Origin of the sequence: Streptomyces sp. G7(2002) (assembly GCF_028870195.1) — a bacterium.
In the GTDB taxonomy this organism is placed as follows: Bacteria; Actinomycetota; Actinomycetes; order Streptomycetales; family Streptomycetaceae; genus Streptomyces; species Streptomyces nigrescens.
Map to the genome: position 1 here is coordinate 2,166,893 of NZ_CP102609.1, position 19,193 is coordinate 2,186,085.

At 67.7% G+C, this 19,193-nt stretch carries 15 protein-coding genes; 14 read left to right on the forward strand and 1 reads right to left on the reverse strand.

Annotated features, from left to right (window positions below):
* Positions 1-10: 10 nt before the first annotated feature.
* The 10 genes from NUT86_RS08680 to NUT86_RS08725 all read left to right on the forward strand — a co-directional run bounded on the left by NUT86_RS08680 (position 11) and on the right by NUT86_RS08725 (position 14,047).
* Positions 11-1,246, forward strand: coding sequence for a MinD/ParA family ATP-binding protein (locus NUT86_RS08680; RefSeq protein ID WP_274734551.1), 1,236 nt, complete (start codon positions 11-13; stop codon positions 1,244-1,246).
* A gap of 36 nt (positions 1,247-1,282) precedes the next feature.
* The gene (gene eccCa, locus NUT86_RS08685; protein WP_274734553.1) at positions 1,283-5,257 is read left to right on the forward strand and encodes a type VII secretion protein EccCa; all 3,975 of its coding nucleotides are present in this window, start codon (positions 1,283-1,285) and stop codon (positions 5,255-5,257) included.
* A gap of 82 nt (positions 5,258-5,339) precedes the next feature.
* The gene (locus NUT86_RS08690; RefSeq protein WP_274734555.1) at positions 5,340-6,758 is read left to right on the forward strand and encodes a DUF6177 family protein; all 1,419 of its coding nucleotides are present in this window, start codon (positions 5,340-5,342) and stop codon (positions 6,756-6,758) included.
* 198 nt (positions 6,759-6,956) lie between these two features.
* On the forward strand, positions 6,957-7,289 hold the full coding sequence (locus NUT86_RS08695) for a hypothetical protein (RefSeq protein WP_274734556.1): 333 nt from the start codon (positions 6,957-6,959) through the stop codon (positions 7,287-7,289).
* 57 nt (positions 7,290-7,346) lie between these two features.
* A complete protein-coding gene (locus tag NUT86_RS08700) occupies positions 7,347-7,658 on the forward strand; it encodes a pore-forming ESAT-6 family protein (protein WP_274734558.1) in 312 nt (103 codons plus the stop codon).
* 123 nt (positions 7,659-7,781) lie between these two features.
* Entirely contained in the window at positions 7,782-8,234 is a 453-nt protein-coding gene (locus NUT86_RS08705; protein WP_274734559.1) for a DUF6507 family protein, read from the forward strand.
* Positions 8,231-11,128, forward strand: a complete 2,898-nt coding sequence (locus tag NUT86_RS08710) for a hypothetical protein (RefSeq protein ID WP_274734560.1) — start codon at positions 8,231-8,233, stop codon at positions 11,126-11,128. Before NUT86_RS08705 ends, NUT86_RS08710 begins: the two co-directional genes overlap by 4 nt.
* Positions 11,129-11,140: 12 nt before the next feature.
* Positions 11,141-11,992 carry an immunity 49 family protein gene (locus NUT86_RS08715; RefSeq protein WP_274734562.1) on the forward strand — a complete coding sequence of 284 codons (852 nt, stop codon included), beginning with the start codon at positions 11,141-11,143 and terminating at the stop codon, positions 11,990-11,992.
* Positions 11,989-12,864 carry an immunity 49 family protein gene (locus NUT86_RS08720; RefSeq protein ID WP_274734564.1) on the forward strand — a complete coding sequence of 292 codons (876 nt, stop codon included), beginning with the start codon at positions 11,989-11,991 and terminating at the stop codon, positions 12,862-12,864. The genes NUT86_RS08715 and NUT86_RS08720 overlap by 4 nt, the downstream gene beginning before the upstream one ends.
* A gap of 265 nt (positions 12,865-13,129) precedes the next feature.
* Complete coding sequence (locus NUT86_RS08725) at positions 13,130-14,047, forward strand: DUF5655 domain-containing protein (RefSeq protein ID WP_274734566.1); 918 nt, start codon at positions 13,130-13,132, stop codon at positions 14,045-14,047.
* A gap of 93 nt (positions 14,048-14,140) precedes the next feature.
* Here NUT86_RS08725 and NUT86_RS08730 read toward each other — a convergent pair whose 3' ends face one another.
* Positions 14,141-14,890, reverse strand: coding sequence for a DNA-methyltransferase (locus NUT86_RS08730; RefSeq protein ID WP_274734568.1), 750 nt, complete (start codon positions 14,888-14,890; stop codon positions 14,141-14,143).
* A 611-nt stretch (positions 14,891-15,501) separates the two neighbouring features.
* Between NUT86_RS08730 and NUT86_RS08735 the strand changes: the two genes are divergently transcribed.
* The 4 genes from NUT86_RS08735 (at position 15,502) to NUT86_RS08750 (ending at position 19,123) form a co-directional block, all read left to right on the forward strand.
* Positions 15,502-16,635 carry an NlpC/P60 family protein gene (locus NUT86_RS08735; RefSeq protein WP_274734570.1) on the forward strand — a complete coding sequence of 378 codons (1,134 nt, stop codon included), beginning with the start codon at positions 15,502-15,504 and terminating at the stop codon, positions 16,633-16,635.
* Between the two features lie 73 nt (positions 16,636-16,708).
* On the forward strand, positions 16,709-17,017 hold the full coding sequence (locus NUT86_RS08740; RefSeq protein WP_274734573.1) for a DUF6112 family protein: 309 nt from the start codon (positions 16,709-16,711) through the stop codon (positions 17,015-17,017).
* On the forward strand, positions 17,017-17,706 hold the full coding sequence (locus NUT86_RS08745) for a hypothetical protein (protein WP_274734574.1): 690 nt from the start codon (positions 17,017-17,019) through the stop codon (positions 17,704-17,706). The genes NUT86_RS08740 and NUT86_RS08745 overlap by 1 nt, the downstream gene beginning before the upstream one ends.
* A gap of 31 nt (positions 17,707-17,737) precedes the next feature.
* Positions 17,738-19,123, forward strand: a complete 1,386-nt coding sequence (locus NUT86_RS08750) for an SCO6881 family protein (protein ID WP_274734575.1) — start codon at positions 17,738-17,740, stop codon at positions 19,121-19,123.
* The last annotated feature ends 70 nt before the right edge of the window (positions 19,124-19,193 follow it).

Consider the following 19,193-nt stretch of genomic DNA (forward strand, 5'->3'; position numbering starts at 1 on the left):
GTGAACAGGCATGCCGAGCGGAGACGGCTGGCAGGGTGACGTACTGCGCGACCTGAGGGGCGGCGCCGAGCAGGGTGCACAAGGCCCCGGCGGACAGGCGTACCGCGCTTCCGCACCGGGCCGCGCACTGCCGGCGCAGGGCACCCAAGCGCCGGACGCCACCCCCGGCGGTGGTGCGCCACGGCAGGCCAGCTCCCCGTACGAGGGGCACGCGGGTCATCCGGGCGGCTGGCCGCAGAAAGCCGGGTACCAGGAGCAGCGGCAGGAGCAGCAGGCCCCAACCGCGTACGCCCCGGGCCCCCAGCCCCAGAACGGTCCCGACTCTCAGCCCGTGGTGGACGAGGGCGGCCTGGCCCACGCGCTGCGCAGCAAGCCCCGGCACGGCGAGTCCTACGCGGCGCGTGCCGCACGTGCCCTGCGCCGTACGCTTTCCTCCTCAGCCGCGCGCGAGGTCGCCGCGATCACCCGCACCGCTGCGGCGCTGCAACAGCCCGTGACAACGGGCCGGCAGATCGCCGTCACCTCCATCCGGGGCGGGTCCGGCAAGTCGACCGTCGCCGCGCTACTCGGCACCACGTACGAGCACTACCGGCAGGACCCGGTCCTCTTCCTGGAGGCCGATCCGGCACTTGGCTCGCTGCCGCAGCGGCTCGGCGCCGAGGCACTGCGCTGGACGACCAGCGATATCGCGGACATCGTCAAGCCGGACATGTCCCTGCTCGACGTCACCGGATATCTCGTCCAGCTCCCCGACAACGCCTGGCTGCTGCCTGCGAGTCAGGGGCAGATCGGTGTGATGCTGGACAGCCGGGCGTACGAGCGCGCCGTGGTCGCGCTGCGTCGCTACTTCGGTGTGATGGTGATCGACTGCGAGACACTGCCCGCCGAAGTTGCCCGTGTTGCACTCGCCGCCGCCCATGGGCGCGTCCTGACCGCACCCGCCACGCCGGAAGGCATCACCAGTACGTACTCGGTGCTCCAGTGGATGCAGAAGCTGCCCCGTCAGGTGATCGCCGGCACGGTCGTCGTGCTCACCGAATTGGTGCCCCACTCGGGACTCGACCTCGACCAGGCGGCCCGGGAGCTCAAGTCCACGGGAGTAAGTGTCCAGGTTCTGCCGTATGACCGGCATTTGGCAGCCGGTGGCCGAGTCCATACCGAGTTGCTTGCTCAGCCGACCAGGGAAGCCGCTGCCCGCCTTGCCGCGGACGTCTTCCAGCTCTCCCTCTCCCAGCAGCGTCACTGACCAGATGCCGAGCCCGATCGTGAATGACGGACGACGATGAGTACCCGACTGATACACCGCCCGGCCAGGGCCACCCGGCCACCGGCCGCCTCCGAGGCGCGCATCATCGAGGCCCCGCCCAACCTCCCCGAGGGGAAGGCGGGCAACATCGCGATGTCGCTGCTGCCCATCGCCGGCGTCATGTCGTCGGTGGTGATGATGACGGTGGTGCGCAACAGCCAGTTCGCCGGGCTCGGGGCGATCATTCTCGTCGTCACCGTCATCGGCTCCGTCGCGCTCGTTTTCTCGCAGCGCGGTAAAGCCCAGCGCACCCGGCGTACCCAGCGCGAGGCGTATCTCGCCTATCTGGAGGACTTGCGCGAGGAGCTCGCTGCCGAGGAGCGAGCGCGGCGCGAGCGCGCCGGCATTCTCAACCCACCGCCGCCCGCCCTGTACGACATCGTGCGCGATCCGGCTCGCCTGTGGGAGCGCCGCCGCGTCCACGGCGACTTCCTGCGCGTACGGGTCGGCACCGGCGAGATGCCCGTACGCGATCTGCAGATCGCTCAGCAGGGCTCGTCGGTCCTCACTCCGCCCGACCGCTTCATGCTCAACGAGGCGTCGGCGCTGATGGCCCGCTTCCGAACCGGCACCGAACTCCCGCTCACTGTCCCGCTCGACCGTGTCGGCAACGTCAGCGTGATCGGCCCCCGCGAGGACTGTCTGCGCGTGGCGCGGGCCCTGCTCGTCCAGGCCGCCGCCGTGCACGCGCCGGACGACGTGGTGATGGCGCTGGCCGTGCCCGGGGAGCGGCTCGCCGACTGGGAGTGGGCCAAGTGGCTGCCGCATCTGCTCGACACCGAGCAGTTCGACGGCCCCGTCGCCGCTCGCCGCATCGCCCCCTCCGCGCCCCAACTCGCCCGGCTGCTCGGCCCCGAGCTGCGCCGACGGGCCTCCTACGCGGCCGAGGTGCGCCGCGGCCTGTCCGGCAACGACGCGCTGTCCATGACGTCCCGGCTGCTCGTCGTCGCCGACGGACACGGCGAGGACGCCGTCGACCTGCCGCGTCCCGACGAGGCGGTCGGCCTGCGGGAGATGGGCGTCACCGTCCTGCACCTGCTCGAACAGCGGGTCCAAGAGCCGGGGGATGTCGGGGTCCGGATCACCGTGGACGGCGAAGAGGTGCTCATCGAGGACCTGCGCGCGCAGGAGCCGGTCAGCGCCCACGGCACCGTGGACGAGGCCGGCATCCCGTTCGCGGAGGGGCTGGCCCGGATGCTGGCGCCGCTGCGCCTGTCCGCCGAATCGCTCACCGACGCCCCCCTGACCGGGCCGGTGGACTTCGCCGAGCTGCTCGGTGTCGAAGACGTGGCGCAACTGGACCTGTCACGCCTGTGGGCGCCGCGCGGCGAACGTGCCTTCCTGCGCGTACCCATCGGCATCAACGACTGCCACGAGCCGGTGCTGTTGGACCTGAAGGAGTCCTCCGAGCTCGGTATGGGCCCGCACGGTCTGTGTGTTGGCGCCACCGGCTCGGGGAAGTCGGAACTCCTGCGCACCCTCGTCCTCGCCCTGGTGGCCACCCATCCGCCGGAAGACCTCGCGCTGGTCCTCGTCGACTACAAGGGTGGTGCGACCTTCGCTCCGTTCGCTGGCCTGCCGCACGTGGCCGGTGTCATCACCAACCTGGAGAACCAGGCCGGTCTGGTCGAACGCGTTCACGCCTCGCTCGCCGGTGAGGTCAAGCGCCGCCAGCAGGTCCTCAAGGACGCGGGCAACATCGCCGACATCGGTGACTACACCGCGCTGCGCGCCGGCCGACGGCCCGACCTGGAGCCGCTGCCCCACCTGTTCGTCGTCATCGACGAGTTCGGTGAACTGCTCACCGCCAAGCCGGACTTCATCGACCTGTTCCTGTCCATCGGCCGCATCGGGCGCTCCATCGGCGTGCACCTGCTGCTGTCCAGCCAGCGCATCGAGGGCGGCAACCTCAAGGGTCTGGAGACCTATCTCTCGTACCGGCTCGGACTGCGGACCTTCTCCGCCGACGAATCGCGTACGGTTCTGGACACCACGGACGCCTTCCACCTGCCCCCGTTGCCCGGATTCGGCTACCTCAAGGTCGACACCAGCCACTACGACCGCTTCAAGGCGAGCTATGTCTCGGGCGCCTACCGGGGGCCCGTGCGGCGTGGGGAGGAAGAGGACGCAGGACCGCTCGCCCTCCCCTACGACACCTTCAACACGATGACCGGTGCGGAGGATTCGGACGTCGAGGACCCCGCGGTGCGGCGCCGCGAGATGGGGCCGACCGAGCTGGCCGTCATGGTGGAGCAGCTGGCGAACGCCGCCGGCCCGGTGCGCCGCATCTGGCTGCCCCCGCTGCCCGACGCGATCGCCCTGGATACGGTCGCCGGACCACTCGACGTCGGCGCGCGCGGTATGCAGCTTGCCAAGCGACGCGGGCCGCTTGAGGTACCGCTCGGTGTGCTCGACGATCCGGCCAGGCAGTGGCAGGGCGAGTGGTACCTGGACCTCACCATGGCGGGTGGCCACGCCGCCGTCATCGGCGGCCCGCAGTCCGGAAAAACCACGCTCCTGCGCACCCTCGTCCTCTCACTGGCGCTGACCCACACTCCGCAAGAGGTCGGCATCTACGGCCTCGACCTAGTGGGCGGCGGCCTCGCGGCCCTGGGGGGCCTGCCGCACGTCGGAGGTGTCGCGGGCCGCGTCGACCGTGAGCGGGTGGCCCGCACCGTCGACGAGGTACGCAACATGCTCGCGGCCAGGGAGGAACTCTTCCGCGAGCACGGCATCGACTCCGTCGATCAGCTGCGTACCCTGCACGCGGCGGGCCGGCTGCCCCAGCTGGCCTCCGCCGAGATCGTGCTTGTCATCGACGGCTTCGGCGCGCTCCGCGACGACTTCGACGAACTGGACGACGCCGTCGCCGACATCCTCCAACGCGGCGGCGGTTACGGCATCCACGTCGTGGCGGGCATGCTCCGCTGGAACGACGTGCGTATCGCCGTCCAGTCGAACTTCGGCACCCGCGTCGAGCTGCGGCTCAACGACCCCAGCGAGTCCAGCATCGACAGCAAGCTGGCAGTGACCCTTTCGCCCGACGAGCCCGGCCGCATCCTGACCGCCGGCAAGCTCTTTGCGCAGGTGGCGCTGCCCCGTACGGACGGGCTTGCCGACACCACGGACATGGGCGCGGTGCTGGAGCGCACGGCCCGGACGATCCGCGCCACCTGGAGCGGCGAGGTCGCCCAGCCGGTGCGTGTGCTGCCGCACCTCCTGGAGCCCCACCTCCTGCCGGGCCCGGTCGCCGAATCCCAGCGGGTGCCGATCGGCCTGGACCAGACGGCCCTCGAACCCGTTCTGCTCGACCTGTTCCAACACGACCAACACCTGCTGATCATGGGCGACAGCGAGTGCGGCAAGACGAATCTCCTGAAGACCATCGCAGGCGGCCTGATCGAGCGCTACAGCGAGGACGAGCTGGTCTTCGCCGTCATGGACCCCCGGCGCAGTCTGCGCGGCGCGATCCCCGAGGAGTTCAACGGCGGCTACGCGTACAACGCCAAGCTGTGCGCGGGCCTCGCCACGGGTATCGCCGGCGTATTGGACAAGCGGCTGCCCGATGACAGCGCGCGCCTGGAGGATCTGGAACCCGGCAGCTGGGGCGGCGGCCCGCGGATCGTGGTCCTCGTCGACGACTACGACGTGCTCACCACCGCGGGCCAGGAACCCCTGGCGCCGTTCCTGCCGTACATCCCCTCCGCGGTGGACATCGGCCTCCACTTCGTCCTCACCCGCCGCGTCGCGGGCGCCTCACGCGGTATCTACGAGCCCCTGGTGCAGGGCCTGCGCGAGTCGGGCTCCTCCGCGCTCCTCATGGCCGGCGACCGCGGTGAAGGCCAGCTGTTCCCCGGCGTCTACGCCTCCTGGCAGCCGCCGGGCCGCGGTGTCCTCATCCGCAGGGGCCAGACCAACCGCCTGATCCAGACCGTGTACTCCCCCGCGTGACATCGAGGAGAGCTCTCCCGCCCACGCGGACCACGAGACGTACGGCATCCATGCCACGAACGACGAAGGACCGGACGACCACATGACCAAGGACGTCATTGCCCTCACTCAGCGCATGCCCGACCCGTGGGCCATGCTCGCGGGACTGCTCTCCGGAGGCCCCGACAAGCTGGTGGACACGGCGGGCGAGGGCGCCGTCGTGCGACTGTGCGACGAGGAGGGACGCCCCCTCGTCTCCGTCGAAGCACCGCTGCTCGTGCAGGTCGCGGGCGAGGCCGAGCGTCTGCTCGGAGCCACCCCGCCACCGCTTCCGTACTGGTGGACGGAGGCCCGCGCGACCACCGGTGTGGAAGAAGCCGAGCGGCTCGCGGGCACCTTCGCGGCCCGGCTGGCCGCCTTGGCCGACGGCTCCGCCTGGCCGCCCGAAGCCGCGCAGTCCCTGGCCGTGGTGAAAACCGAAGGCGTGAGCGTTGCGCCCACGCCCGCCGCCGGGCAGCCCGCGGTCGACGTCCTGACCGACAAGGTCGCCGTCGTCATCCAGGACCGCCCGGTCATCGCCATGACGGCCTGGCTCCAGGACGCTATCCAGACCGCGGCAGGCGCCGAGCTGGGCCTCCAGGTCGTCACCCCGCCAGGAACCACGCTCTCCCCGGCCGTACGCGCCAGCCTCAATAACTGGCCCTCCCGCTGGGTCGTACGCGACGAGCGGGACGGCTACTACGACGGGCAGTCCGGAGCCGTCCTGCGCTGGCAGGACGGCATGTTCCAACCGGTAGCGGCAGCCGACGCGACCGCTGACGACCCCCGCACCCCGGTAGCCGCCTCCTACCAGGAGGCCACGGACACCGGCGAGCAGCAGCTGGCCATTACCTTCCGCACGATCCACCCCGCGGACGACCGTCTGGTCCTCGGCGGCGCGCTGGAGTCGACATGGCGCGAACTCACCGGCGAGCCCCCAGCTGGGTGGGGAACCGCGGAACCCGCCAACCTCCCCTGGTCGCCACGCCAGATGACCGACCTCGCCTATGAGAGGGCGCCGGAACCGACCTGGTTCGTGGTGGTCGGCAGCCCGGACCGACCAGGCCTCGCCACAGTGCGCATCAACCGGACGAAGGCGGGCGTCGAGGAGTACGTCACGCTGATGTTCGGCTACGGCCCCGACGAGGAGCCGCCGGTAGAGTCCCTGCCCAGGGCCGCGGAGGTGCTCGCCACCCGCCACCGCCTCCTGTCGATGCTCGTGCAGATCCGTAAAGCCCGCCGGGACCTGGCCGTTCCGCCCTGCTTCGAGGGGCCCGGTGTCCCGCTGGCCTTCGTGCTCGGCGCGGAGGAGGTCCGCCAGATGCCCGGCGACCGTGCGCGGAAGACGCCACTGTCCAAGCCGCCTGTCCCCCTCGGTCCGAAGACCCGCCCTGCGATGTACTACCCGCTGCCGGGTGACCCGTTGGACCTGTCGGGCTGGCAGGACTTCGAGCGCCTGGTGCGGCATCTGAATGGCGAGTGAGAGCACCTGGACCGGCTGGGCATCCGCGTGGACCTCCCTGCCAAGCACGCTGCAGGCATGGGTAGGCGGGCGGGCTCGTAGCCGTCCTGAGTCATTGTCACATCTTGGTCATAGCATCGGGATTGCGGATTGCACCAGTGGCTTCGCCGTTGATAAGCATGAGTACAAACAATCGTCAAGTCTGGCAGGGGGAGCCCGATGAAGTTCGACATGGGGGCGCAGACGCTCTCGACCCTGAGGTCGAAGTCGCAGGGGTCGAGCACGGAACTGGGGACGTTGATCCGCCAGCTCGTGCAAGCAGCACAGCCGTTGGAGGGCAAGTTCAACGGGTCGGGCAAAGCGGCATTCGACTCGTTCAAGTCGCACTCGGACGAGATCACAGCAGCGTTGAACAGTGCACTGGCCGCGATTGTGGGCGGCCAGTCGGGCATGGAGACGGCATTCGGCTCCGGCGACCAGGAGCAGGCCGACAATGCCCGTTCGCAGATGTCGGCGGCGAACTTCGACGCGGCCCGCTTCTCGGGCCGCTGACAGCCGGATTGCGGCGGAAGTACTCAGAGCGCAGGGATCTCAGGGGGAGTGATTGTGATGGCTGCTGGCATGGACCGTCGTTCGTACGACTCGGGTGCGTCCGCGGAGGCGCAAGGCAACATCCAGGCGGTGATCGCACGCCTGGAGCAGGTGATCGCGGCACGTGATGCACAGGTGAAGGCGGCGATGTCGGACTTCGCGGCGGATGGTGTCGCGGAGGAGTACCACGGCAAGGAACTGCGCTGGAACCGCGCCTCGCAGGAGGTCAAGAACATCATCCAGTTGCTGAAGACGACGCTGGAGAAGAACGACGGTACCGCGCACCAGACGCTCGCGCGCGCGAAGTCCGCGGTCGACAACATCGGCTGAGCCGGCTTCGGCGCATCGACAGGAGAAGCACTCCCTAGGAGTGCGCCGACGGGTTGCCGGCCGGGGGGCGCGCCGCGCGGTGTCAGGCAGCGGTGTGAGAAATATGCACGCAGGGGGGCGTTCATGGCGTCATGGGATATCCAGCCACAGGGAGTACAGGGCCGGTTGAAGGTCGTCGGCACGCATGCCGAAGATCTGGGGAAAGCCCTCAACACACTGCTCTCTGACATACAGGAAGTAGCTCAGGCAGCGGGTACCGCCGTGCCGGGCACGAGCGCCATGACGCCGATGCGCGGACCGGTGATGCCGCAGGGCAAGCCGTTGGGGCTGGTGGCTCCCGACCCGTGGCAGCATAAGGCGACGGGGCCGGTCGCTGCAGCGCTGGCCGAGTACGTAACGAAGCGCAAGCCGCGCATGAAGGCAATGGCCGATCGCTGCCAGGCCGCCGTTCTGGGAGCCGCCAAAGCCACCAAAGAGTACGTCCAGGGCGACCTGGAGGCGGCCAAGAACGCACAGAACGCCGCCCGTGCCGTGCGGCTGGATGCTCTCAAGGACTTCGGGGGGAAGAAGAAGTGAGCGGCGGACCGGTCGACCCGGCCGATGTACCGGTCTACACCGGCGATCTGGACGTTCTGGAAGCCAAGACGAAGGCGCTGTCCCACGGCGGCTCCAAGGTCCACACCGCCGGCTCGGACGTCCACAAGTCCTTCGGCGGACTGGCCGCCTTCTACAAGGCGCCCGAGGCGGAGCAGCTGTTCGGCGTCACCAAACCGGTGGAGCGCACGGCACACGACCTGGGTCACGACATGCATGTCATCGCCGGGGCTCTGAGCACCTACGCCCGCGAGATCAGGCCACTGATCAACCGGCTGAAGCAGCTCAAGCAGGAAGCCGCCGATTTCCGCGACAACGAGGCCGCCGAAGACGATTGGAGCGAGGACGGCGACCTGACCGACGAGAACCTCAATCGCCGCAACAAGATCGCTGAGGTCTGGGCCGCGTTCCAGGAAGCTGAACGCGACTGCCACGCCAAGATCGTCGCGCTGGTAGGCGGCAAGGCGCTCCACACGATCGACGCCGCCCACAAGAAGGGATACGGCTACGACGCCGAAGCCCTCAAGGCGTCCAAGAGCCTGCCCTGGGGCGAAGCGGTCGAGGAATCCGTTCCCTGGTGGCACGTGGGAGAGCACGCCTACGACTTCGGCAAGGGCTTCATCGTCGACGGCGTGGGGGGCACCATCGACGGCATTTACACCCTGTTCGGCGGGCACGGCTCGGAAGCCGCCGGCCAAGCGTGGACCAACCTGGCCAAGCTCGGCACCGCCCTTTCGATCACTATGACGCCTGCGGGACAAGCCTATTGGATGGTGCCGAGCGGATGGCTGCCCCCTTGGCTTCGGGAGTCGCGAGACACGATGGTGGAGGCTGGCAAGGGCTTTGTGGCCTGGGACCAGTGGGAGTCGAACGGCTCCCGGGCCGCTGGCGCGGTGACCTTCAACATCGTGACGGCTGTCTTCACCCGCGGTGGCGGTGCCGCCGTGCAGGGCGCGGGCAAGGCAGGCGCGCTGGCCAAGAGCCTGTCCGTCGTCAGCAAGGTGGGCAGCGCCGTCGATCCGATGACCTACGTCATCAAGGGCGCAGGTGCGGGCCTGTCGAAGGTCGGCGACGGGTTGGCCCACCTCAAGGGCCTCGGCCGCGTCGAGGCCCCGAAGATCTCCGAGGGCGCCTATAGCCTGCCCGAAGGCGCCGTCGAGATGTCGGACGGCACGGTACAGCTGCCCGAGGGCGCCGCCGTCCCGGAAGGGGCGACCAAACTCCCGGGCGGCAGAATCAAGTTGCCCGAAGGCACCGTCACCCTCCCGCCGCACACGGTGAAGGACCCCTTCACCGGGAACTTCACAGATGCCGCGGGCCACCTCTACAGCAAGGACGACGGCAGCCTCCTACAGGACGCCAAGGACGCTCCCCAGGGCAAGCCCGCCCAACCCGCCTCGGGCGCGGACAACCCACGGATCGACACCCCGGCCCACCAAGAACAGCGAGTCCCGGCCAGCGTCGGCGGACGGGGCGACGACTTCACCCGCGTCGGCTCGGACATACCCGACCCGGCCCGCACCAGCGACAACGCAGGCCACGGCGACACCGGGCCGGGGAGCAACACCCCCATGGGCCGCGCCGGCGACCACAGCGCCCCGAGCGGCAGCGCGGGCAACCACATGCCCACAAACAACCTGGACGACACTCCAGCCGGTGGTGGCAGTCGCACCGCCACCCCGACCACTAGCGGCGGCGGCAGCCGAGACCTCCCGGGCGGCGGCAGCCGTGACCTTCCTGGCGGCACCACGACCGACAACGGCGTCCATGGCTCCGCGCACCCCGGGACACCGGGTTCGGGCAGCCTGGACGACGCGGCCCACGGAGCCGACGACACGGTCGGCGGCTCTGCCGGCAACGACGCTGCCACGCCGGGCGGTGGGTCCCCTGGTCCCGACCGGACCCCCGATCCCCCCAGCTTCATGCAGCACGGCGACAACCCCTACGGTCCACCCGGTTCGCTCAAGCCGGAACAGATCAAGGAGATCCAAGTCTGGCGGGCCAACCATGAGGGCGGGTACTTCAAGGAGTATTACGCGAAGCACCCGACTCACGCCCAACGGCTTGACACCGACGCTGTGGATGAAAGCGGCTACCCGCCCCCGCAGTTGATTAAGGATCCTGCCAACCCGAAGGTATGGATCGCCAAGGACAGTGCTCCGCCACCCTTCCCAGCCAAATACATGCCTGATTGGGACCGTGGTCGTACTGCAAAGCAGTTGACCGACGTCGACGCACACAAGGTTCTCGACGAAAAGGCCGTCAAGCGTCATGAGTCCATCCGGAAGGACATCCCTTGGCACGACCCGGTCAGCAAGGCCAAAAACGCTTGGAAGTCGGACGGCGCTCCTGAGAGCAAGGCCGCCTACGAGGCGCTGAAGAGGCAGCACGCACCGTTCCATCAGGCGATGACAGAGCACACCGAGGCGTACGGTGAAGCGGTTGCCGAGCATCACGTGATCCGGGAATTCTATGCTGGCGCCAAGAGGGAGACCCTCGCAGGACCGAAAAACGGCAACGACCAGTTCGATCAGCTTTGGAGATGGAAGAACGACGACGGCTTTACAGTCTTCGAAGCCAAGAGTGACGTCAGTACAAAAATTAACGAACGCACTCTCCCCAGCGGCTACAAGGCCGAGCAAGCGTCGCGTGAGTACTTCCTCGACATCATGAATGAAATGCGGAAGAGAGGGGTTAACGGAAACGCGAAGGAACTGCAGTTGTACAACGAACTAAAACAGGCACTAAAGGAAGACAAGGTACACTACATCCTGGTCAAGGGTGTTTCCAATGGCCCGAGTTATGGCGGCTTCAAGACGCGGCGAGCTAATATCGGGAAGTTCAAAGACGAAGACTTCACTTTCGACCTTCAGTGACAGGAGAATTTGGTGACGGTGACGGTGGCGCGACACGGCAACCCCTCGATCGACGAGGAGGCTGTCGAGCGTCTGGCCGAAGAGCTCGAAGACAGTGTCCGGAGCCTGGATGCGTCGCCGGCCATCTTCGGCATAGCGCTGAACGAGGCACTTCTTCAGGTGCAGGTGCACCAGGCACTCAACCCGCGGGGTAACCGACTCCCGACCTGGGTGGCCACTGTCTCCGCGATGCAGGTCGGTACGGCAGCCTTCGCTGCTGCGGCGGCCGAGGAACCGATCGAGGCACGCATCACGGATGAAATGCGCACCATCCAGGCGACAGGGCCGCAGTTCTACGCGAACGCCGGGAACTGGCTGACCACGCTCTGGTTCGTCATCATCTGCCGTGACCAGGCCCGTATGGACACGATGTGCCAGGTGCCGCTCGATCTCCTGCGGGCGTCCGGGGCAGAGGGCGACGAGTACGTCTACCACTGGGTGGACAGCCTCCAGACATACTGGCGCGAGGAGCCGGGGCTCGCCGAGAAGCTGACGGCCGCGATCGAGATGTCCCACCCGGACATCGCGACGATCGCGCCCCGCGACCTCCTCCAGTGCATTCTGTATCCACCAATCCACCTCTTCTACCAGTTCATGCGCAAGGATCACGAGGGCTTCAACCAAGCGCTCGCGGAGGCGCTCGAACTCCATAAGGCGTACTGGAGCCGGGAGGACCGCTCCGAGGACATCGCTGGCTACCTCGCCCTGGGACCACTGGCCATGGCATGCCTCGCCCATGACGCCGGAATCCCGATCGAGGTCGAATCTGAGTACCTGCCCATCCGGCTCCTGGATCGTTCCTGGCTGGGCGAGTTCGACACGTGAGACACCCGAGCGTTCCCCGCCATGACTTCCTGGCCGATGCAACCCAGGAGGACATGGCGGCGGTGGTTCCCGTCATGGAGGAGTCACTGTCTTATTCGCTGGAGAAGATCGAGACCTCGCACAACTCCAGGTCGGAAGCGGCCATGGAGTCGCTGAACGTCGCCCTCGTCCGCTGTGTCGGGGACCCCACTTCCGGCATGTTGGAGACCTGGGAGTCCTGGCTGCTGGCCATGCAGGTACATTCGGCCGTCTTCGCCGCCGCCGATCCCAACTGGGAAACGATCACCTGCAAGATCCGCCAGGAGGAGCGCCACCTCGCCACCACCGGGCCGCAGACCTATCTCCACGCGAACGCCTGGCTCAACGCCTTCTACCTCGCGGTCATCTGCCGTGAAGCAGCCCGCCTCGACATGCTGGCGCGGATCCCGGTGTCCCTGCTGCGCAACTTCGGCGGCGCCCTGGACGAGTACACCTACGCCTGGGTGGAGACCCTCCAGAGCTTCTGGCTCCACCGGGACGACCTGCGCACGCACCTGGTGAGCGCCGTGGACCTGAGTGCTCCCGAGCACGCCCGCGTCGTCGACGCGGGCGGGATGATCAAGCTCCGCTACCCGCCGATCATGATGCTCTACCGCTACCTGCGCAACGACGCCGCCGGTTTCAACGAGGCCCTGGCCGACGCCGTCCGCTGGCACAAGGAGTACTGGACCGCCGACGAGGACCGCGCCCACAACGTCCTGGGCATCGTGGCCCTCGCTCCGCTGGCGATCGCCTGCCTGGCGAAGGCCAACGGCGTCCCGGTCGAGGTCGAGACCGACTACCTCCCCAAGGCCCTCCTCGACTTCGCCTGGCGCGGCGAGTTCGACGCGTAGCCCGTTGCAAAGGTCCACGCCGCGAACGCCGTGCGGACCCGAGCATGTCCTCTGACGTGACCGCACTCGTCCCGGCTGCGGCGAACGAGGGCCAGTTGGCCCCGAATGCATTCGAGCACATCGAGGACAGCGAATGAGCGCGCTGTCTCAGCCCTGGCGCAATGTGCTCACGGTTCGATGGAAGGCGGCGAGGCTCTGCCGGAATAAATGCCTCCTGGGCTCGATTGTTCGTTCGCAGTGATCGAGGTGGAGTCGGGGGAGGCGTATGAGCAGCTTGAAGGCGTTCAGGGTGCGCGCCGGGCAGGCCACGGAGATTCCCGGATCGTCGATGGCGCTGGAGCGTCATCTGCAGTCGCTGATCGAGGCCAATATGGAGGTGATGCTCGGCATCCATCTCCTGGCCAGCGAATATGCGACGGGTCGACACCGGGGCCGGATCGACTCTCTGGGCTTGGACGAGAACGGGACGCCGGTCATCGTGGAGTACAAGCGCTCCCGTGATCAGAACGTCACGAATCAGGCGCTGTCGTATCTGTCGTGGCTCCATGACCATCACCATGAGTTCGAGAGCCTGGTCAAGGAGAAGTTCGGCGCCGAAGCGGCCGAGGCGATCGACTGGAGCAATCCCCGGCTGGTCTGCGTCGCTGGGGACTTCACGCACCATGACACGGTGGCCATCGAGATGATCGGCCGTCGCATCGACTTGGTGAGTTACCGCGTTTTCGACGATGTGCTGACGTTGCAGCTGGTCGCCTCCATTGCCGGCGCCGCGGTCCCGGCTCGGGGAAAGGCGGCCACCGCAGCGCGGGTCTCCAGTGCGGTTTCGCCGAAGTCGGTGCAGCAGTACCTCGACGAGTCGCCGAAGGATCTTCAGGATCTGTACACGGAACTCGAGGAGGTGCTCCTGTCGCACGAGGAAGTGCAGAAGGAGACCCAGCTGCACTACATCGCGTACCGGCGGATCAAGAATGTCGCCACGGTGCGCGTACAGCCGCGGAACCGGTTGCTCGTGATCAACCTGAAGCTGGACCCGGACGCTCTGGAGTTGGAGGAGGGCTTTGCGCGAGACGTCCGCGGTCTGGGCTGCCTGGGAATCAAGGACGGGGTCGAGGTGCGGATCAGATCGCTGGAGGATCTCTCGCGAGCCGGTGACCTCATCCGGCAGAGCGTCGAAGCTGGCTGACTGAACGGTCAAGGGCGGTTGTGTCATCGGGTTTTCGATGACACAACCGCCCTTGTTCTGTGTTCTGGCCCGGTCTGCCTGAGTGTGCTGTTCTCATTCCTCGGGCCCGGCGAGTGCGAAGTCGTCCTGGGTGAGGACACTGCGGAGGCGCTGTTCGGCCACGTCGGCATAGTGGCTGGAAAGCTCGACGCCGACGAAATTGCGCCCCTCCTTCAGGGCTGCGATGCCTGTGGAGCCGCTGCCGGTGAAGGGATCGAGGACGGTGCCGCCTGGCGGGCAGACCTGGACGAGCTGCTGCATAACCTCCACTGGCTTCTGCGTGATGTGGACGCGGTCCTTGCGGGGCTGGGAGGCGATGAAGTGGCCGGGCAGGTAGAGGTCGCGTGTGTTGTCGAGGGTGCCCTTGACGCCCCAGAGGATGAACTCGGAGTCCTGCTTCGGTCCGCCCTTGCGGGGCCGTGAGGCCGGCTTGATCCACGGCATCTTCCCGTGCCAGGTCCAGCCGGCCATCTGCAGGGCATCGGATGTGGTGGGGTCCTGCCTCCAGTCGGAGAAGACCATGACGACGGCGTGTTCGCGGCTGGCGCGGTATGCCTCGGTGAGCAGTTCGGTCAGCCAGGCGCGGTAGGAGCGTTGGTCGCGGTTTTCGCCGGGGAAGTTGGCGAGGTCGTGGCGGGCGTCGCCGCTGGTGTACTTCGCTCGTGCGGTGCGGGCGGTGCGTTCGGAGCTGGTACGTCCGCCGGAGTTGTAGGGCGGGTCGGTGATGACGGCATCGACGCTCTCGTCCGGCAGGGACTTCAGGACGGCAAGCGCGTCGCCTCGGTGCAGGGTGTACGACGGCATTCGGCGAATCTCTCTTTCTGGAGGACGACTACATGCACGCACTCGTGGATCGGGGTATGCGTGCAAGAACTGCTCGGGGTAACCGCGCAGGTGGCTGACCGGGCGGGCAGTGGGCTGGAGGTTAGCGCCTTTTTTCGGCGGCACCCAATGGCGTGATCTTGGTCGTTTCTTTCATGATCGTGGCTCGTTTGGTGCGGCCGGATTTTGTCTCTACAGTCTCGCCGTGTTCGCAGGACGGGCCCTGGCCCCGGCCCTGTTGAGCTGTGCTGATGCGTGTTGCCTCGTCCAATTGGCGGCCCGTTCGGCACCCATGAAGAGCTCTGACGGATGCGAGGGAGAGGAATTCTCCGTGTGGTGCCTGAGATTACGAGCGCGGCTGGCTGCCGCATTGCGATAGAGGGATCGGCGCTTCGGAGTTAGCAGCTCCGAAGCACGGCCCTCCCTTCGGGGACTTTCGAGTGTTTAACCGGTGTGGTGCCGGTGGCCTTTTCGACGAGAACGCCGGCGCCACGCTGCCTACGAGCAAGTAAGGAGTTGCTGATGCAACATGCCCAGGCACGCCCCTCGCCCGAGCCGGATATCTGGATACGCCGAGCGTCTGGTGGTCGGCTGTGAAGAAGGTCGCAGCGATAGCCGGGGGCGTCGTCCTCGCCCCGATGCTGCTGATCGCGCCCATCGCCGTTGCCCTGGCCGGCGCCAGCAACGCCCAGGCCGCTTGCGGCGAAGCCGGTGGTGCTGGCGCGGTAGATACCAAAGCCGTGGCCGAACAGGTGGAGTCGATCCTCAAGGGCGGCGGCAAGGGTTCGGTGTCCGTTGCGGGGCTGGACAACCCGAAGGAGCAGATACCGAACGCCAAGACGATCCTGGCCACCGGCGTCGCGATGAAGGTGCCCCCGCGCGGGCAGATCGTTGCGCTGGCGACTGCTTTGCAGGAGTCGGGGCTGCTGAACTTGGACTACGGCGACCGGGATTCGCTCGGCCTGTTCCAGCAACGTCCCAGCCAGGGCTGGGGCACCGCGCAGCAGGCCCGGGATCCGGTGCACGCCTCGACGAAGTTCTACGAGGGGCTGCTGAAGGTCTCGGGCTGGCAGTCGATGACCATCGCCCAGGCCGCGCAGGCCGTCCAGGCGAGCGGGCTCCCGGACGCCTACGCCAAGTGGGAACCGCTGGCCACGGCGCTCCAGAAGGCCATCGCCAAGAACTCCCCCGCCAAGGGCGATTCCGGCAAGGACGCTGGCAAGGACGCCCAGCCGGAGGTCTCCTCTGGCCGATGCGGGACCGGAGGCGATGGGAGCGGGTTCGGCCCGATCCCGGCCGGGTCTGTCCCCAAGGGCTACAAGATCCCGGCCGACGCGCCCAAGCCCGTTCGTACGGCGATCCGTTGGGGGCTCGGTCAGCTTGGCACTGCGTACCAGTGGGGTGGCAGCTGTACCGATCCGCGCGGTCAGGACCCGATGGGTCGTTGTGATTGCTCGTCGTTGATGCAGGCGTCGTACAAGGCTGGTGGGGTCTCGATCTCCCGGACTACGTACACGCAGGTCAAGGAGGGTAAGGCGGTCAGCGTCGATGCTCTCAAGCCTGGTGATCTGCTCTTCACGCGCGGCACAGCAGCGGTGCCGGAACACGTCGGGATGTTCATCGGCCAGGGGCTGATCCTGCAGGCTCCCAAGACCGGCGACGTGGTCAAGATCTCGACCCTCGCCTCGTGGCGGCCGGACATCCTCGCTGCCCGCCGAGTCGCCTGACCGGCCTCTCTTCCTCTCCTCTCTCTTCCTCCCCTTCCGGCCTTCGCATGCCCAAATTCGCACAGGAGTTCCCATGAAGCTCATGCAGCACGTCCAGTACCTCGCTTACAACCCCGGCGTCACGCCGAAGCAGGGCGGGCTTCCCGGTCTCGATGTCCTGAAGAACGTGATGGGCAGCATCAATCTGTTCGGCATCATCGCCGCGGTTGGCGCCTTGGTCATCTCGGCGGTCGTCTGGGCCTGGGGCCACCACAGCGGCGGCCACCAGGCGGAGGCCAACGGCAAGAAGGGCACGGCCATCGCCGCTGGATGCGCCCTGCTGCTGGGTGCGGCCAACGGCATCGTCGCGTTCTTCTCCGCAATGGGAACGCAGGTCCACTGATGTCGAAGAAACGTCTCCGCAATGCCGAGGAGCGCACGTACGGAGAACCGGCCTCGGTCCTGCGGCGCTCGCTGATCGGCGGCATCATCCTCGCTGTGCTGCTGGCCGTCGCCGGTCTCGTCGCGTATCTCAACCGTACGGACAGCCCGGCCTCGGCCAAGCCCTCCCCGCCATCGGCGTCCGCCCAGGAGCCGTCGCCCTCACCCGAGGCGACAGACGGCAAGGGCGTGGCTGTCGCGGATCCTCCGAAGACGAGCGATCCGATCGTGTTCGCCAAGGCGGCCACGAAGGTCCTGTGGACGTACGACACCCGCGCCTTCTCCCAGGCCGGGCACCTCGCCGGGCTGAAGCGGTGGATGACCGGCGAGAAGAAGTACACCGACTGGAAGTCCATCACCGACCAGGTGCCCAGCCCGGTGCTGTGGTCGCGGATGCACGACAACCACCAGCACGCGAGCGCCAGCATCGGCGAGGGCCACTTCCCTCAGGCGTTCAAGACGGCCCTGGCCCAGGATCCCGGTGCGATCACCGAGGCGTACCTCTACGCCGTCACGGTCACCGGCAACCAGACCCTCGCTTGGAAGGGGTCTGGAGCTGGGGCCGAGGCCCGCTCGATGACCCTCGCCGTCCAGTGCCGGCCGCATCAGGACTGTGCGCTGGCCGCCGTCCTGCCCAACGCCGCGCCATGACGGCCCTGATCCCGGATAAGGAGGTGCCCTGATGGGAGCCTGCGATCTTCCTCTGATGAATACGGTCTGCGATGCCGTCGGTGGCGTCGTCAGCTCCACCGGCGAGGCGGTCACCGACGGCATCGGCGCCTGGATCGCCAAGTCGATGGGCGAGGTAGCCCAGTCGGCCGCCGACCTCGCGTCCAAGGCGGTCGATCAGACCACCGCCATCGATCTGAACGCCGAGTGGTTCCGCAACAACTACGAGCTGCTGTTGCCGATCGGGTTGATCCTGACGGTTGGCACGTTCTGTCTGCAGCTGACCCGTGCTGCATGGCGAAGGGACGAACGTGCCCTTGCCCAGGCCGCGTTCGGGACGATGGTGGGCGTCTTCTTCGCCTTCGCCGCCATTGCCTGCACCACCGTCGCGATCACTGTGGTCGACGCGCTCAGTGCCGGTCTGTTCAAGGCCGCCAACAGTTCCGTCGATGATGCCGTCCGCCGCATGATCAAGGTGAACGAGCTGGGGGCGATGTACGGCCTGGGCTGGGGTGTCCCCTCGATCGTCGCACTCGGCTGCGCGATCGGTGCGTTCTTGTACTGGGCCGTCATGGTCGCGCGCAAAGTCGGCATCCTGGTCCTGGTCACGCTGGCGGTCTTCGCCGGTGCCGGCGGAGGCTGGGAAGTGGCTAAGCGCTGGCGCCGCGGCTGGATCGAGGCCACGGCCACCCTGGTCGTCAGCAAACTGCTGATGACGATCGTGTTCCTGCTGGGCGTCTCGGCCATGGGAAAGTCCGACTCGCACGGTGGACTCGCTGCCCTGTCGGATGCGATCGCGGGCATCGTCGTGATGGTCCTGGTGATGCTGTGCCCCTACGCCACCTACAAGTTCATCCACTGGGCCGCTGACGGCGGGGGCCACGACGACCTGCACCGCACCGGCGTCGCCGGCATGACGGTGGCGGCGGGTGCAGCCAAGACCACAGGCCAGCTCGCCATGCAGGCGGGTACAGGTACGCCTGCTCCGCAGGGGCCGTCGAAGGTGCCGGGCCAGGGCACCGATGGCATCGCGTCCGGCATCGACCCGACCGGCGGCTCGAGCGGTAGTGGCAAGCCGAAGCAGACCCGCTTCCGCTACGGCGAGGACCCCAACGCCACGGGCGACAAGGGCCGGGCGTTGATCCAGCGACCTCCCACGGACGGCGACCGCGGCCAGCCCCTGATCCAGCGCCCCGACCAGGGAGCCGCCTCGGGTGCGGCGGCACCTTCGGTGCCGGTTTCGTCCACGCCGGGCGCTTCGGCCGCGGCGGGTACGCGGATGGATCCGCCGGCGCCACGGCCCAGCGCGCCGCCACCGGCAAGTGGGCCTCCTCCGCAGGGCGGCAGTACTCCGCAGCGGTGGATCTATCCAAAGCCACCGGGCGGATCGGGGTCGTAGCCCTCATCTGACGGGGCGGGCGCCTGACGCGCTCGGCCCGCCCGCCCCGTCTCTCCTTCCTTCTTTCTCA